Raw genomic sequence first — 14364 nt, forward strand, 5'->3', positions numbered from 1 at the left:
GATCAAGTGAGCAACGACAAGAAGAATGGCTGGTCCAACAGCGCCATGGCGGGCGCTGCGGTCGGATCGGCAGCGCTGGCAGCGGCATTGCTTTATGTCGGCAAGCAGTTCGGCAAGCCCAAGCCGGGCGCCAAGGATACCAAGCCCGAAGAACCGGGCGCAGAAGCCACCGAGGGGCCGCATGCAACCGATTGACCGTGTGGAAGGCCGGGCCATTCCCTTTGGCCGCAAGAATGTCGATACCGACATCATCATTCCGGCGCAGTGGCTGAAGACGATCAGTCGCGAAGGGCTGGGCAAGGGGGCGTTCGAGACTGTCCGCGCCGAGCCTGACAACGTGTTCGACAATCCCGAATTCGCAGGCGCGCCGATCCTGATCGCGGGCGACAATTTCGGCTGCGGTTCGAGCCGCGAGCATGCGGCCTGGGCGCTGACCGATCTCGGCATCACCGCAGTCATTGCGCCGAGCTTTTCCGACATCTTCTCGAGCAATGCCTTCAAGAACGGTATCCTCACCGTGGTGCTGCCGCAGGAAGCGGTCGACCGGCTGATGGAAGTCGCGGCGACCGATCCGATCCATGTCGATCTGGAAAGCCAGACTGTGACGACGCCCTTCCAGGACCGCTTCACCTTCGAGATCGATCCGTTCCGCAAGACCTGCCTGCTGCAGGGTCTGGATGAGATCGGCCTCACGCTCGCCAAGACCGATGCGATCAGCGCCTATGAGGCGAAGCTTGCAAGCGAGAAGCCCTGGCTGGTGCCCGCAGCAGCATAATTCCGGGATTCCCGCGAACGCGGGAATCCCGCTTCTGCGCTGATCGTTGAAGAAAGCGGGACCCCCGCGCTCGCGGGGGTGACGGGGAACAATCACAAACAACTGGAGAGAGCCCGAAGATGAAAGCCCTTTTGTCGAACGCCGCAGGTGGCCCCGAAACGCTGGAGATGACCGAGGTCGATGCGCCGGTGGCCGGACCCGGCGAGCTGCTGGTCGCGGTCAAGGCCTGTTCGATCAACTTTCCCGACGCGCTGATCATCAAGGACATGTATCAGCTCAAGCCCCAGCGCCCCTTCGCGCCGGGCAGCGAGATCGCAGGCGTTGTCGAGGCGGTGGGCGAGGGCGTCACCGGCTGGGCGGTGGGCGATCGCGTCATCGCGGGCACCGGCTTTGGCGGGCTGGTCGAGAAGAAGGTGGTGCCGGCTGCAGGCGCATACAAGCTGCCCGACCAGTTCAGCTTCGAACAGGGCGCATCGCTGCTGATGACCTATGGCACCTCGATCCACGCGCTCAAGGATCGCGGCCATATCAAGCCAGGCGATACGCTGCTGGTGCTGGGCGCGGCAGGCGGAGTCGGACTGGCGGCGGTCGAGCTCGGCAAGGCCTATGGCGCGCGTGTGGTCGCCGCCGTCTCGAGCGAGGAAAAGGCCAAGGCCGCGCGCGAAGCGGGTGCGGACGAGACCGTGGTCTATGACCGCCAGCCTTTCGACAAGGCGCAGTCCAAGGCGCTGGCCGATGCGTTCAAGCAGGCCGTCGGCCCCAATGGCGCGGATATCGTCTACGATGCGGTCGGCGGCGACTATTCCGAACCGGCGGTGCGCGCCATGGCCTGGGAAGGGCGCTTCCTGGTGGTCGGCTTCCCTGCCGGCATCGCCAAGCTGCCGCTCAATCTCACCCTGCTCAAGAGCTGTGATGTCTGCGGCGTCTTCTGGGGTGCGTTTGCCGCGCGCGAACCGCAGCGCAACGCCGCCAATATTGCCGAGCTGTTCGATCTGTGGGCGGCGGGCAAGATCTCGCCGCGTATCTCGGAAAGCTTCAGCTTTGCCGATGCGCCCAAGGCCATCGCCAAGCTTGAAAATCGCGAGGCAATCGGCAAGCTTGTCGTGACGATGTGACCAGCGGATTCATGCGGTTTGGCGCTTGCCGCCGCGCTTGGCCCGGCCTATGCGCAAACGCCAGACCTGCATGACCAGTGAGGGACAGACATGAACAGTTTCCAGGATCGCGAACGCGCCTTCGAAGCCAAATTTGCCGCCGACGAGGACCTTCAGTTCCGCATCACGGCCCGCCGCAACCGGCTGGTCGGCCATTGGGCCGCGCAGCAGATGGGCCTCACGCCGGAAGAAACCGAAGCCTATGCCAAATCGGTCGTTCAGGCCGATTTCGAGGAAGCCGGCGACGAGGACGTGATCCGCAAGCTGCTGGGCGATCTGGTATCGGCGGGCGTCGATATCGACGAGCTGGGTGTGCGCACTGCGCTCGAGGGCAAGATGGCCGAAGCGCGTCGCCAGTTCATCGAAGAGTCGAACTGAGCCATGCCGATGGCCGCTGCCGATATCGAGGCGCTGATCAAGGCTGGCATCCCCGATGCCGAGGTCACGATCACCGACCTCGCAGGTGATGGCGACCATTATGCCGCGCATGTGGTTGCTGAGAGCTTCCGACCCATGACGCGCCTTGCCCGCACCCGCGCGGTCTATGCGGCGCTTGGCGGGCGCATGGGCGGCGAACTTCACGCCTTGCAACTGACCACCGCGCTTCCCAGCTAATCGCCATCTGCATATTCAAGGGAGCATCCCGATGACCGATACCGCACAGGCGAAAATCGCCGAAATCGTCAAGGCGAACGACGTCCTTCTGTTCATGAAGGGCACGCCGCTGTTTCCGCAATGCGGCTTTTCAAGCCGTGCCGTCGCCATTCTCGACCATCTGGGGGTGGATTACGAGAGCGTCGACGTGCTGCAGGACATGGAAGTCCGCCAGGGCATCAAGGAATTTTCCGACTGGCCGACCATTCCGCAGCTCTATGTGAAGGGCGAATTCATCGGCGGATCGGACATCATGATGGAAATGTTCGAAGCTGGCGAACTTCAGACGCTGATGCAGGAAAAGGGCCTCGTCTCGGCGGGCTGATTTCCTCTCGCCAATCGGGCACCTGGCATCCGCGCGGGATCAGGCCTCAATTCGTCACTATCTGATCATCGCCGGGCTCCGCACACGCTGAGTCCGGCGATTGTCATTCGGTATGTGCTGGTTCTTCGAAGAGGCCGTCCGAGAGAGACTAAGTCTGCCAGTCAGGACAGAAGAGGGGAGGGGCTGGCCTGCCTCAATCCTTGTCGGGACGAAGGCTCGTGCCGGCGCGCTCACCGCGCAACGAAGCCCACCAGCTCAGCGGGTTCCAGTTGGTGTTGCCGTCGAGCGAGAAGGTGACGATTTCCGCACGGCCACCGATATTTTCCAGCGGAACCGCACCGCCCAACCCGAGGTCCTCCAGGCTTGCGCGGCTATCGGCGCTCCGGTCGCGATTGTCGCCCATCAGGAAAACGTGACCTGCAGGCACCCTATAGGGACCATAATTGTCGAGCGGATAATCGGGGCCAAGATCGATGGTGTTGTACGACACGCCATTGGGGAGCGTCTCGCGGATGATCGGAAGCTCGCAATAATAGCGACCGTCCGCGCCGCGCATCTTCAGCATCGGAAAATCACCGGCATTGCAGGGGGAGTTCGTATCGACCGGAAGCAGCATGTTCGGCTGCACCGCGCGCACCACCTCTTCGCCGTTCAGGATCACGCGGCCCTGTCGCACCTCGATGGTGTCGCCGGGCCGCCCGATCACGCGCTTGATATAGTCGCTTTGCGCGCCCGGAGGGGTGGCGATGACGATGTCCCCATATTCGGGCGTCGATCCCATGATTCGTCCCTTCATCGGGGGCAGCAGATGGAAGGAGACCGACACCCACGACCAGCCATAGGGGTATTTGCTCACGACCAGCCGGTCGCCGACCAGCAGGTTGGGCATCATCGACATGGTCGGGATGTAGAAGGGCTTGGCGACCAGCGAATGGAAGGCCAGCACGGCCAGCAGCAGCAGGAACAGTCCGCGAATCTCCTCGAACCAGTTCACGGGCTTTTCGCCCTCGGGCGTGCGCGCGTCCTTTGCGTCCATCGTGATGTCGGAAGATTCAGTTGCCATTACGGGGTCTTTCGGATCCGGACGGGGCGAGGGGCTGTCAGTCAACGGGCCGCGCCTCGATAATGACGAAGGCCTGAGCCCATGGATGATCGTCGGTGAGCGTAAGATGAATGACGACGGAATGGCCTTCAGGGATCATGCTGTCCAGTCGTGCCTTCGCGCCTCCGGTAAGATGCAGGGTCGGCGCGCCGGAAGGGGCATTGACCACGCCGATATCCTTCATGAACACCCCAGCCTTGAACCCTGTTCCCACCGCCTTCGAAAAAGCTTCCTTGGCGGCAAAGCGCTTGGCCAGCGTGCCTGCCTTGGTGAACGGCCGGCGGTTGGCCTTGGCCTGCTCGACATCGGTGAAAACGCGCTTTTCGAACCGAGCGCCGAACCGGTCGAGCGAATTCTGGATTCGCTCGATATTGCACAGGTCCGAGCCCAGGCCGATGATCACCGCGCTTCATCCATCAGCTGGCGCATCTTGCGGATGCTGGCCTCAAGGCCGTCAAAGATCGCCTCGCCGATCAGATAATGGCCGATATTGAGCTCTGCCAGCTGCGGGATGGCGGCAATCGGCTGGACATTCTCGAAGGTCAGCCCATGCCCTGCATGCGGTTCGATGCCGTTCTTGGCAGCCAGTGCGGCGGCATCGGCAATGCGCTTGAGTTCGGCCTGAACCCCGTCGCGGTCCTCGTCGAGCCACAGATGCGCATAGCGCCCGGTGTGGAGCTCGACGACCGGGGCCCCCAGCCGCATCGCGGCCTCGATCTGCCGCGCCTCGGGCTCGATGAACAGGCTGACGCGGATGCCCGCATCGCTCAGCCGACCGACGATCGGCATCAGCGTGTTGTGCAGCCCCGCCGCGTCCAGCCCGCCCTCGGTGGTGCGCTCCTCGCGCTTTTCGGGGACGATGCACGCGGCGTGTGGGCGGTGGCGCAGCGCGATGGCGAGCATCTCCTCGGTTGCGGCCATCTCCAGATTGATCGGCAGCGTCGCCCCCGCCATGATCGCGTCGAGATCGCTGTCGCGGATATGCCGCCGGTCCTCGCGCAGGTGCACGGTGATGCCGTCGCCGCCGGCTTGCTCCACGATGCGCACCGCGCGCATCGGATCGGGATGATCGCCGCCGCGCGCATTGCGGATGGTGGCGACGTGGTCGATGTTTACGCCGAGGCGGATATGATTGTTCATGCTGCTTCGGGTTCCTTGCGGCTGCCCGGTTTTGTTGCCGGAATTGACGCCAGTTCGGGGGGCAGCGATTCGGCAGGATAGCTTGGAAAATTCAAGGAAATCAGCGGGAAGAACGGCACGCCTAGCGAGACTTCTCCAGCGGAGCGATCGACCAGTGCGCCTGCTGCGATCACCTCGCCGCCCGCTGCATTGACTGCCGCGATCGCCTCGCGCGAGGACAGGCCGGTGGTGACGACATCCTCCATCAGCAGGACCTTCTGGCCCGGCTTGATCGCGAATCCGCGACGCAACTCGAACGTGCCGGTTGGGCGCTCGACGAACATCGCCTCGACACCGAGCGCGCGGCCCATTTCATGCCCTATTATAAGGCCACCCATGGCAGGCGAGATAACAAGGTCGATCTGCGAGCGGACGTCGCGCGGCATGCGCGCTGCGAGCGCGCTGGCCAGACGCGAGGCGCGCATCGGGTCCATCAGCACGCGGGCGCATTGCAGATAATGGGCGCTGTGCAGACCCGAAGAGAGGATGAAATGCCCCTCCAGCAAGGCCTGGCTGGCACGGAACTCTGCCAGAATTTCATCATCCTGCATCGGTATTTACCCTTTACGTAGCGTCGCCGGGGGCAGGGGCCCTCGAGGCTGAACCGGCGCTTAAAAAATATCCCTAGATTGGCTTGAGACTGGCGGCAAGCCTGCGTATAGGCAGCCATAGCTATGACGCAAACACGGCAGTGATCCGGCACTATGGGACGTGGACGGATGCCCTGCCTATACAGGGACATTCTACGAATGGCGTTCGCATCTTGGACGAAATCTATCGGTTTCGCAGCCCTTGCTCTCGTGACCGCGCCGATGGCGTTGGCGCAAACCCCGCCCGCTCCGCCGGTGGCGGCTCCCACGCCCAGCGCTCAGGTCGCACCGGCTGCTGCCGCGCCCGCTGCTGCGGCTGAGGCTGCTCCGGCCGACGCTGCTGCCGCCACGGCACTCGATTCGAGCTACACGCCGATGGCGCCCACCGCCGGCAAGGGCATGCCCATCGAAAAGGGCCTGGATTTCCAGCAGCAGTATTCGGAGCTGGGCGAATATGCGCACTGGCTCGACACCTCGGTGCTGCTGCCGATCATCGTTGCTATCTCGCTGCTGGTTCTCGGTCTGCTGATCTGGGTGATGATCCGTTACCGCGCCGCCGCAAACCCTAACCCGTCGCGCGTCACGCACAACACCGCGATTGAAATCATCTGGACGCTGGTGCCGGTGCTGATTCTGGTCGGTGTTGCGGTTCCCTCGATCGATCTGCTCGCCAAGCAGTACAAGCCGGCCCCGGCCGATGCCGTCACCGTCAAGGTTACCGGCTATCAGTGGTACTGGGGTTACAGCTATCCCGACAATGGTGATTTCGAAGTCGTGTCGAACATGCTGAGCAAGGAGGACGCCGAGAAACGTGGCGAGCCCTTCCAGCTTGCTGTCGACAACCGCATGGTCGTTCCCGCCGGTGAGCCGATCCGCATCATCACGACGGCATCGGACGTGATCCACAGCTTTGCGGTCCCGTCGCTCTGGTTCAAGATGGATGCCGTTCCTGGTCGTTCGAACGAGAAGATGCTGACCATCAAGGAGCCGGGCGTCTATTACGGCCAGTGTTCGGAACTGTGCGGCGCACGCCACGGCTTCATGCCGATCGCGGTCGAGGCGTTGCCGCGCGACAAGTTCGACGCGTGGGTCCGTTCGCAGGGCGGCACCGTCAAGGGTGACCAAGTCGCCGCCGCACCCGCTGCTGCTCCGGCAGCTGCCACCACCACTTCCGCAGCGCAGGGCGCGGCCGCAGCCGCCGCCGCTCCCGCCGCTGCTCAGTAAGGACAGGGCAAGACCATGACCACGATTGCCGCCAATCCGGCCGATCTGCATGACCATGATCATGCACATGACGATCACAAGCCCGCGTTTTTCCAGCGCTGGTTCATGTCGACCAACCACAAGGACATCGGTACGCTCTACCTGATCTTCGCGATTGTCGCGGGGATCATCGGTGGCGCGATTTCCGGCTTGATGCGCATGGAGCTCGCCGAACCCGGCGTGCAGTATCTGCAGGGCTGGGCGACGATGATGCAGGGCAGCGAGGCGACCCTGGACCAGGCCTATCACATGTGGAACGTACTGATCACGGCGCACGGCCTGATCATGGTGTTCTTCATGGTGATGCCCGCCATGGTCGGCGGCTTCGGCAACTGGTTCGTTCCGATCATGATCGGCGCACCGGACATGGCCTTCCCGCGCATGAACAACATCTCGTTCTGGCTGCTGATCCCGGCATTCCTGCTGCTGCTCGGCTCGACCTTCGTGCCCGGCGGTTCGGGCCTGGGTGCCGGTACCGGCTGGACGGTCTATGCGCCGCTCTCGACCAGCGGTTCGGTGGGCCCCGCCGTCGACCTTGCGATCCTGTCGCTGCACCTTGCCGGTGCCTCGTCGATCCTGGGTGCGATCAACTTCATCACCACCATCTTCAACATGCGCGCTCCGGGCATGACGCTCAACAAGATGCCGCTGTTCGTGTGGTCGATGCTGGTTACCGCATTCCTGCTGCTGCTCTCGCTGCCGGTTCTGGCCGCTGCCATCACCATGCTGCTGACCGACCGCAATTTCGGCTCGGCCTTCTTCAACGCCGCAGGTGGTGGTGACCCGGTCCTGTACCAGCACCTGTTCTGGTTCTTCGGTCACCCCGAAGTGTACATCATGATCCTGCCGGGCTTCGGCATCATCAGCCACATCATCGCAACCTTCTCCAAGAAGCCCGTGTTCGGCTATCTCGGCATGGCCTATGCCATGGTCGCCATCGGCGTCGTCGGCTTCGTGGTGTGGGCGCACCACATGTTCACCGTCGGTCTGTCGGTCAACATGAAGATGTACTTCACCGCCGCTACCATGGTCATCGCAGTGCCGACCGGCATCAAGATTTTCTCGTGGATCGCGACGATGTGGGGCGGTTCGCTCAGCTTCAAGACCCCGATGGTCTGGGCGCTCGGCTTCATCTTCATGTTCACCGTGGGTGGCGTCACCGGCGTCGTGCTCGCCAATGGCGGCGTCGACGACAACCTGCATGACACCTATTATGTGGTGGCACACTTCCACTATGTGCTCTCGCTGGGTGCGGTGTTCTCGATCTTCGCCGGTTTTTACTACTGGTTCCCGAAGATGAGCGGACGGCACTATAGCGAAGCGCTGGGTCACCTTCACTTCTGGGTGTTCTTCGTCGGCGTGAACGTGCTGTTCTTCCCGATGCACTTCCTGGGCCGTCAGGGCATGCCGCGTCGCTATCCCGACTATCCGGAAGCCTATGCCTATTGGAACGAGATCGCCTCGCTGGGCTATGCCATCATGGCCGCCGGCATGCTGATCTTCTTCATCAACATCGCCTATGCGCTGGTTGCCGGCCGTCGTGCCGAAGGCAACTACTGGGGCGAAGGTGCCACGACGCTGGAATGGACCTTGTCCAGCCCGCCGCCGTTCCACCAGTTCGAAACGCTGCCCGTCATCAAGTGACCGCAGCAGCGTTGCACCGCTGACAGGGCCGGACTGGGACAGCGTCCCATCCGGCCCGGCACCCCTCACCTTGAAGGCGAGGGGTTTGCCATATGGGTAGTGACATGAGCATGACCGAAGCCGTATCGCAGATTCAGGGCCAGCCCGGCAGCATCGCCGCCCAGCCGGGTGTGCTGATGCCTGCTCACTGGCGCGACTTCTGGGCGCTGACCAAGCCCGGCGTGATCCGTCTGGTGGTGTTCACCGGCCTGTGCGGCTTGCTGGCCGCGCCCGGCAGCATCCATCCGGTCATCGGCTTCGTCGCGATCCTGTGCATCGCGATGGGCGCGGGCGGCGCCGCCGCGCTCAACCAGTATTACGAATCCGATCTCGACGCGCTGATGAAGCGTACCGCCAACCGCCCGATCCCCGCAGGTCGCATGGACCGCGAGGCTGCGCTGCAGTTCGGCCTGGCGCTGTCGGGCTTTTCGGTGGTGATCATGGGGCTGGCCGTCAATTGGCTGGCCGCTGCGATCCTTGCCTTTTCGGTTTTCTATTATGCCGTGATCTACACGATCTGGCTCAAGCCCAATACGCCGCAGAATATCGTGATCGGCGGTGGGGCAGGGGCCTTTCCGCCGGTGATCGGCTGGGCGGCGGTGACGGGCGACGTCACGATGCTCCCGATCCTGCTATTCTCGATCATCTTCTTCTGGACCCCGCCGCATTTCTGGGCGCTCGCGCTCTTCGTGAAGATGGATTATGCGCGCGTCGGCATCCCGATGATGCCCAATGTCGCCGGTGAAAAATCGACGCGCCACCAGGTCTTCGGCTATTCGCTGGTGCTGCTGGCCACCGTCATGGCACCCGCTGCGCTCGGCCTGGTCGGCTGGACCTATGGCATCAGCGCGTTCGTGCTCTCGGCGATCTTTGTGGCGCTGGCTGCACGCGTCGGTTTCCGCACGGCGGGCGAGGGCGATGCGCTCAAACCCGAAAAACAGCTGTTCGCCTATTCGATCGTCTATCTGTTCCTGATCTTTGCCGCCGTCGTCGTCGATCGGGCGGTGGTTCCGGTGATCGGCGCATGACCGAAAGGCCCGCTCCCGACTTCAACGATCCGCAAGTGCTGGCGCAGCTTCGGGCGCGCCAGCGCAGCCGCGCCCTGTTCATGGCAGGGATCCTCATTGCGCTGTGCGTGCTGTTCTATGTCATCACCATCGTGAAGATCGGGGTGTGGGGATGAGCGCAGCGACCATCAGTCCCGAAATCGCCCGCCGCAACCGGCGCGCTGGTGTCATTGCGCTGTGCCTTGCCCTTGGCATGCTCGGCCTCGGCTATGCCGCCGTTCCGCTCTACCGCATCTTCTGCGAGGCGACCGGCTTTGGCGGCACCACGATGAAGGTCAGCGAAGCTGCGGCGGACCGCGTCGCAGTGACCGACAAGTCCATCGTCGTGCGATTCGATTCGAACGTTTCCTCGGCGCTGCCCTGGCGCTTCAAGCCGGAAAACCCGACCGAGAAGATCACCATCGGTGCGCGCGACATGGCCGCTTTCACGGCGACCAACCTGTCGAGCAAGCCTGTCACCGGGACCGCGACGTTCAATGTCACGCCGACCCAGGCCGGGCGCTATTTCGCCAAGGTGCAGTGCTTCTGCTTTACCGAGCAGACACTGGAGCCGGGCCAGACGGTGCGGATGCCGGTGATCTATTATGTGGATCCTGCGATCCTGACCGATCCGGATACCAAGGATATCGAAGAGATTACCCTCAGCTACACCTTTTACCCGCTGGACCGGGCGAATAAGGGCAGTTAAGGGCTTAGTTCAAGACGTTAAGGGACGACGGGGACCAGAGAGATGGCCGGAACAAAGAACCACGATTATCACATTCTTCCCCCCAGCATCTGGCCGTTTGCCGGATCGATGGCGGCACTCGTCATGGCGGTTGGCGCCATTCTGTGGATGCACAGCATGGATCCCTCCGGCATCGTTTTCTACGCAGGTACTGCCGGCGTGGTCGGCACGATGTATGGCTGGTGGGCACAGGTGGTGAAGGAAGCCCATGCGGGCGACCACACCCCGGTGGTGCAGTTGCACCTGCGCTACGGCATGATCCTGTTCATTGCTTCCGAAGTCATGTTCTTCGTCGGCTGGTTCTGGGCCTGGTTCGATTTCTCGCTCTTCCCCTCGACCGCAGACGTGATCGGCGGAACCTGGCCCCCCAAGGGTGTCGAAGTGCTCAACGCCTTCGAACTGCCGCTCCTCAACACCCTGATCCTGCTCTGCTCGGGCACCACGGTAACCTGGGCGCATCACTCGCTGATCAACGGCGATCGCGATGGCCTGATCAAGGGCCTGTGGCTCACGATCATCCTGGGTGTCGTGTTCAGCTGCGTGCAGGCCTATGAATATTCGGTCGCGCCGTTCCCGTTCAAGGACCTGAACTATGGTTCGTCCTTCTACATGGCGACCGGCTTCCACGGCTTCCACGTGCTGGTCGGCACGATCTTCCTGATCGTGTGCCTGGTGCGCGCCTATAAGGGCCATTTCACCCCCAAGCAGCATTTCGGTTTCGAAGCGGCTGCCTGGTACTGGCACTTTGTCGATGTGGTGTGGCTGTTCCTCTTCCTGGTCATCTATGTCTGGGGTGGCTGGGGCGCCGCAACGCACTGATGGTTGTCATCATCACGGCTGACGGTCATCATGGATGAGCCGCGGTCATCAAAAGGGCAGTCTGGTCTTGTCCAGGCTGCCCTTTTTGGCGAATGCCCGGCATGCGGTGCGCGCACATTGTTTGCCGGATGGGTACGCTTTGCGCCGCGCTGCCGCGCCTGCGGGCACGATTTTGCGGCGTATAATGTCGGCGATGGCCCAGCCGCATTTCTGATCCTCGTCATCGGCGCCTTGGTCTCCGCCTTTGCCGTGGTTCTGCAGGTCCAGGCGAGCCCGCCTTTCTGGGTGCATATCCTGCTCTGGGTGCCGCTTACCTTCGCGTTCGTGATCCTGAGCTTGCGCGTCTCGAAAGCGGCCATGCTGATCCATGAGGCCCGCGCCGAAGTGCGCGAAGGACGCCTGGACGGCGATGAGAAAGGCTCCAGATGAAGAAAATGCCGTTCTGGCCGACGCTGATCGTCGGCATCGCGATTGCGATCATGATCGGGCTCGGTGTCTGGCAGCTGCAGCGCATGGCCTGGAAGGAGGCGCTGCTGGCGGAATACAAGGCGGCTGGCGATCAACCCCCACTCGCATGGCCCAGCGTGCCGGATCCTGAAGCGCTGCCGCTCTATCGCAATTCCAGCGTCAACTGCCTCGAAGTCACTGGCTGGCGATCGGCCAGCGGGCGCAGCGCGACAGGCGCTTCGGGCTGGGTGCACATCGCATCGTGTCGCACCGGTGCGGAAGGTCCGGGAGCACAAGTGGTGGCAGGATGGTCGCAGCGGCCCGATGATCCCGCATGGACCGGCGGCAAGGTCACCGGCGTGATCGCGCCCGACAGTGCAGCGTTGATCCGGCTGGTCGCCGCGCCGCCCGTCACGGGCTTGCAGGCCGTGCAGAGACCTTCGCCGGAAGATATTCCGAACAACCACTGGGCCTATGCGGTACAATGGTTTTTATTCGCGGCCATTGCTGCCGTTATATATGGTCTGGCAGTCGCAAGGCGGACGCGATCCCCTTCGTCCGTGTGATGCCTTGAAGGAGAGACCATGCAGGGCGGACATTATTACGGCTTTCACCGGGTCACCCATTCGGACCTGCCGCTGATCGAGCAATGGCTGAAGACTCCCGAGGTCGAACAATGGTGGGGCGATCCCAAGCACGAGCTCGCGCTGATCATGGAGGATATGGACAATCCCGACATGGTGCAGCTGATCGGTATGCTCGATGGCCATCCGATCGCCTATATCCAGCATTTCGAAGTGCACGCCTGGCCGCAAAAGCACCTCCAGGACCTGCCGCAAGGCGCGCGCGCGGTCGATTGCTTCATCGGGGTGCCGTCGCTGATCGGCAAGGGGCACGGGGCAAAGCTGCTGGCGATGCTGGCGAAGCAACTCAATGCGCAAGGGGTGCGCGTGCTGTGCATCGACCCTGATCCGGAAAACCAGCGCGCCCGCAACGCCTATGTCAACGCCGGGTTTGTCGAGCACGGCCTGATCGAAACGCCCGAGGGCCCGGCGGTGCTGATGTTCTACGAAAGCCCCGAAGAGGATTGATCCGCGCGTTCGGCGTTCAACGCGCCGGTTGCATGGGAGGGGCAGGACCGCTAACGGGTCCACCCCATGGACTATATCAGCACCAGGGGGGAAGCCGCGGCGCTCGATTTCGAGGGCGTGACGCTGGCAGGTTTGGCAAGCGATGGCGGGCTGTACGTTCCGCGTTCCTGGCCGAAATTCACGCAAGCCGAGATCGCGGGGATGGCGGGCCTGTCCTATGTTGAGCTGGCCGTGCGGATCATGTCCCCTTTCGTGGCGGGCAGCCTGAGCGATGACGAGCTGCGCGGCCTGTGCGAGGCAGCCTATGGGCGCTTCTCGCACAAAGCTATAACCCCGCTGGCGCAGATCGACGAGAGCAACTGGCTGCTCGAGCTGTTTCACGGTCCCACGCTGGCGTTCAAGGACGTTGCGCTGCAGCTGCTCGGCCATCTGTTCGAGCGCTTCCTGTCGAACCGCGACGCGCATCTCACGATCGTCGGCGCGACCTCGGGCGATACGGGCTCTGCAGCGATCGATGCGGTGGCAGGGCGCGAGAAGGTCGACATCTTCATGCTCCACCCAGATGGCCGCGTCTCCGACGTGCAGCGGCGGCAGATGACCACTGTGCTGGCACCGAACGTGCACAATATCGCGATCGATGGCAGCTTCGACGATGCCCAGGCGATGGTAAAGCGCATGTTCGGCGACCCTGATTTTGCCGGACGGTTCACGCTGTCGGCGGTCAATTCGATCAACTGGGCGCGGCTGATGGCGCAGATCGTCTATTATTTCGCCGCCGCGCTGCAACTCGGCGCGCCGTACCGCCCGGTCGCCTTTTCGGTGCCGACGGGCAATTTCGGCGACGTGTTCGCCGGCTATGTCGCGGCGCAGATGGGTCTGCCGGTCGCGCGGCTGATCGTTGCGACCAATGTCAACGACATCCTCCACCGCGCGATCAGCGCGGGCGATTATTCCGCCGGCAGCGTCACGCCGACCGCCGCCCCTTCGATGGACATCCAGGTCAGCTCGAATTTCGAGCGGCTGCTGTTCGATCTGGAAGGGCGTGATGGTGCGCTGACGGCGGCGCGGATGAGAGGCTTCGAGGCAAGCAAGGCGATGCAGCTCTCTCCCGAGATGCGCGCCGGTGCCGAGTCGCTGTTCTCTAGCGCGCGGATCGACCCCGAGGAAATGGGCATCGCCATGCGCCGCGCCTGGGACGATGCCGGACAGATGATCGACCCGCATACCGCGATCGGCCTTGGCGCCGCACAGCGCCTGCAGGAGGCGGGTAAGCTCGACCGTTCGGTGCCCTGCGTGACGCTCGCGACCGCGCATCCCAGCAAGTTCCGCGATGCCGTGGAACGCGCCACCGGTCTGCGTCCACGCCTGCCTGCGCGGGTCGGCGATCTGTTCGAGCGTGCCGAGAAATTCGACAAGCTGCCTGGCGACTACACCACGGTGCGCGACTATATCGCCGAGCGCGCGGTCCCGGCGAAGGGCTGACGCGCG

General features: G+C 63.1%; 20 protein-coding genes. 16 read left to right on the plus strand and 4 right to left on the minus strand.

Features of this window, described 5'->3' with window-relative positions; translation table 11 throughout:
* The first annotated feature begins 6 nt into the window (after positions 1-6).
* From C7451_RS01685 to grxD, 6 genes are all read left to right on the plus strand, one after another.
* Positions 7-195: a hypothetical protein gene (locus tag C7451_RS01685; protein WP_244181483.1), complete on the plus strand. Its 189-nt coding sequence runs from the start codon at positions 7-9 to the stop codon at positions 193-195.
* Positions 182-775 (plus strand): 3-isopropylmalate dehydratase small subunit, encoded by a 594-nt coding sequence (gene leuD / locus C7451_RS01690; protein ID WP_110297227.1) that lies wholly within the window; start codon positions 182-184, stop codon positions 773-775. Before C7451_RS01685 ends, leuD begins: the two co-directional genes overlap by 14 nt.
* A 119-nt stretch (positions 776-894) precedes the next feature.
* A complete protein-coding gene (locus C7451_RS01695) occupies positions 895-1890 on the plus strand; it encodes an NADPH:quinone oxidoreductase family protein (RefSeq protein ID WP_110297228.1) in 996 nt (331 codons plus the stop codon).
* A 90-nt stretch (positions 1891-1980) separates the two neighbouring features.
* A complete protein-coding gene (locus C7451_RS01700) occupies positions 1981-2307 on the plus strand; it encodes a DUF1476 domain-containing protein (RefSeq protein ID WP_110297229.1) in 327 nt (108 codons plus the stop codon).
* A gap of 3 nt (positions 2308-2310) precedes the next feature.
* Positions 2311-2544, plus strand: coding sequence for a BolA/IbaG family iron-sulfur metabolism protein (locus tag C7451_RS01705; RefSeq protein ID WP_023836414.1), 234 nt, complete (start codon positions 2311-2313; stop codon positions 2542-2544).
* Between the two features lie 31 nt (positions 2545-2575).
* Positions 2576-2908: a Grx4 family monothiol glutaredoxin gene (gene grxD / locus C7451_RS01710; RefSeq protein WP_110297230.1), complete on the plus strand. Its 333-nt coding sequence runs from the start codon at positions 2576-2578 to the stop codon at positions 2906-2908.
* Between the two features lie 193 nt (positions 2909-3101).
* On the opposite strand, the gene lepB is transcribed toward grxD, so the two are convergent.
* From lepB to pyrE, 4 genes are read right to left on the minus strand one after another with little or no spacing between them, the layout of a single operon-like run.
* Positions 3102-3971: a signal peptidase I gene (gene lepB / locus C7451_RS01715; RefSeq protein WP_110297231.1), complete on the minus strand. Its 870-nt coding sequence runs from the start codon at positions 3969-3971 to the stop codon at positions 3102-3104.
* A 37-nt stretch (positions 3972-4008) separates the two neighbouring features.
* The gene (gene acpS / locus C7451_RS01720; RefSeq protein WP_110297232.1) at positions 4009-4413 is read right to left on the minus strand and encodes a holo-ACP synthase; all 405 of its coding nucleotides are present in this window, start codon (positions 4411-4413) and stop codon (positions 4009-4011) included.
* Complete coding sequence (locus C7451_RS01725; protein WP_110297233.1) at positions 4410-5150, minus strand: pyridoxine 5'-phosphate synthase; 741 nt, start codon at positions 5148-5150, stop codon at positions 4410-4412. Before C7451_RS01725 ends, acpS begins: the two co-directional genes overlap by 4 nt.
* Positions 5147-5740, minus strand: coding sequence for an orotate phosphoribosyltransferase (pyrE, locus tag C7451_RS01730; RefSeq protein ID WP_110297234.1), 594 nt, complete (start codon positions 5738-5740; stop codon positions 5147-5149). Before pyrE ends, C7451_RS01725 begins: the two co-directional genes overlap by 4 nt.
* Positions 5741-5938: 198 nt before the next feature.
* Between pyrE and coxB the strand changes: the two genes are divergently transcribed.
* The 10 genes from coxB (at position 5939) to thrC (ending at position 14358) form a co-directional block, all read left to right on the plus strand.
* Positions 5939-7003: a cytochrome c oxidase subunit II gene (gene coxB, locus C7451_RS01735; RefSeq protein ID WP_110297235.1), complete on the plus strand. Its 1065-nt coding sequence runs from the start codon at positions 5939-5941 to the stop codon at positions 7001-7003.
* Positions 7004-7018: 15 nt separating this feature from the next.
* Positions 7019-8686, plus strand: a complete 1668-nt coding sequence (ctaD, locus tag C7451_RS01740) for a cytochrome c oxidase subunit I (RefSeq protein ID WP_110297236.1) — start codon at positions 7019-7021, stop codon at positions 8684-8686.
* Positions 8687-8862: 176 nt separating this feature from the next.
* Positions 8863-9753, plus strand: a complete 891-nt coding sequence (locus C7451_RS01745; protein ID WP_167398403.1) for a heme o synthase — start codon at positions 8863-8865, stop codon at positions 9751-9753.
* On the plus strand, positions 9750-9908 hold the full coding sequence (locus tag C7451_RS19890; RefSeq protein WP_167398392.1) for a hypothetical protein: 159 nt from the start codon (positions 9750-9752) through the stop codon (positions 9906-9908). The genes C7451_RS01745 and C7451_RS19890 overlap by 4 nt, the downstream gene beginning before the upstream one ends.
* Complete coding sequence (locus tag C7451_RS01750) at positions 9905-10480, plus strand: cytochrome c oxidase assembly protein (protein ID WP_110297238.1); 576 nt, start codon at positions 9905-9907, stop codon at positions 10478-10480. Before C7451_RS19890 ends, C7451_RS01750 begins: the two co-directional genes overlap by 4 nt.
* Before the next feature lie 42 nt (positions 10481-10522).
* Entirely contained in the window at positions 10523-11338 is an 816-nt protein-coding gene (locus C7451_RS01755; protein WP_110297239.1) for a cytochrome c oxidase subunit 3, read from the plus strand.
* A 30-nt stretch (positions 11339-11368) separates the two neighbouring features.
* Positions 11369-11767, plus strand: coding sequence for a DUF983 domain-containing protein (locus C7451_RS01760; RefSeq protein ID WP_110297240.1), 399 nt, complete (start codon positions 11369-11371; stop codon positions 11765-11767).
* Positions 11764-12351 carry an SURF1 family protein gene (locus C7451_RS01765; RefSeq protein ID WP_110297241.1) on the plus strand — a complete coding sequence of 196 codons (588 nt, stop codon included), beginning with the start codon at positions 11764-11766 and terminating at the stop codon, positions 12349-12351. The genes C7451_RS01760 and C7451_RS01765 overlap by 4 nt, the downstream gene beginning before the upstream one ends.
* A gap of 18 nt (positions 12352-12369) precedes the next feature.
* The gene (locus C7451_RS01770; protein WP_060980150.1) at positions 12370-12876 is read left to right on the plus strand and encodes a GNAT family N-acetyltransferase; all 507 of its coding nucleotides are present in this window, start codon (positions 12370-12372) and stop codon (positions 12874-12876) included.
* Between the two features lie 66 nt (positions 12877-12942).
* Entirely contained in the window at positions 12943-14358 is a 1416-nt protein-coding gene (gene thrC / locus C7451_RS01775) for a threonine synthase (RefSeq protein ID WP_110297242.1), read from the plus strand.
* Positions 14359-14364: the final 6 nt, after the last annotated feature.

The sequence above is a fragment of the Blastomonas natatoria genome, from assembly GCF_003201955.1.
In the GTDB taxonomy this organism is placed as follows: Bacteria; Pseudomonadota; Alphaproteobacteria; order Sphingomonadales; family Sphingomonadaceae; genus Blastomonas; species Blastomonas natatoria.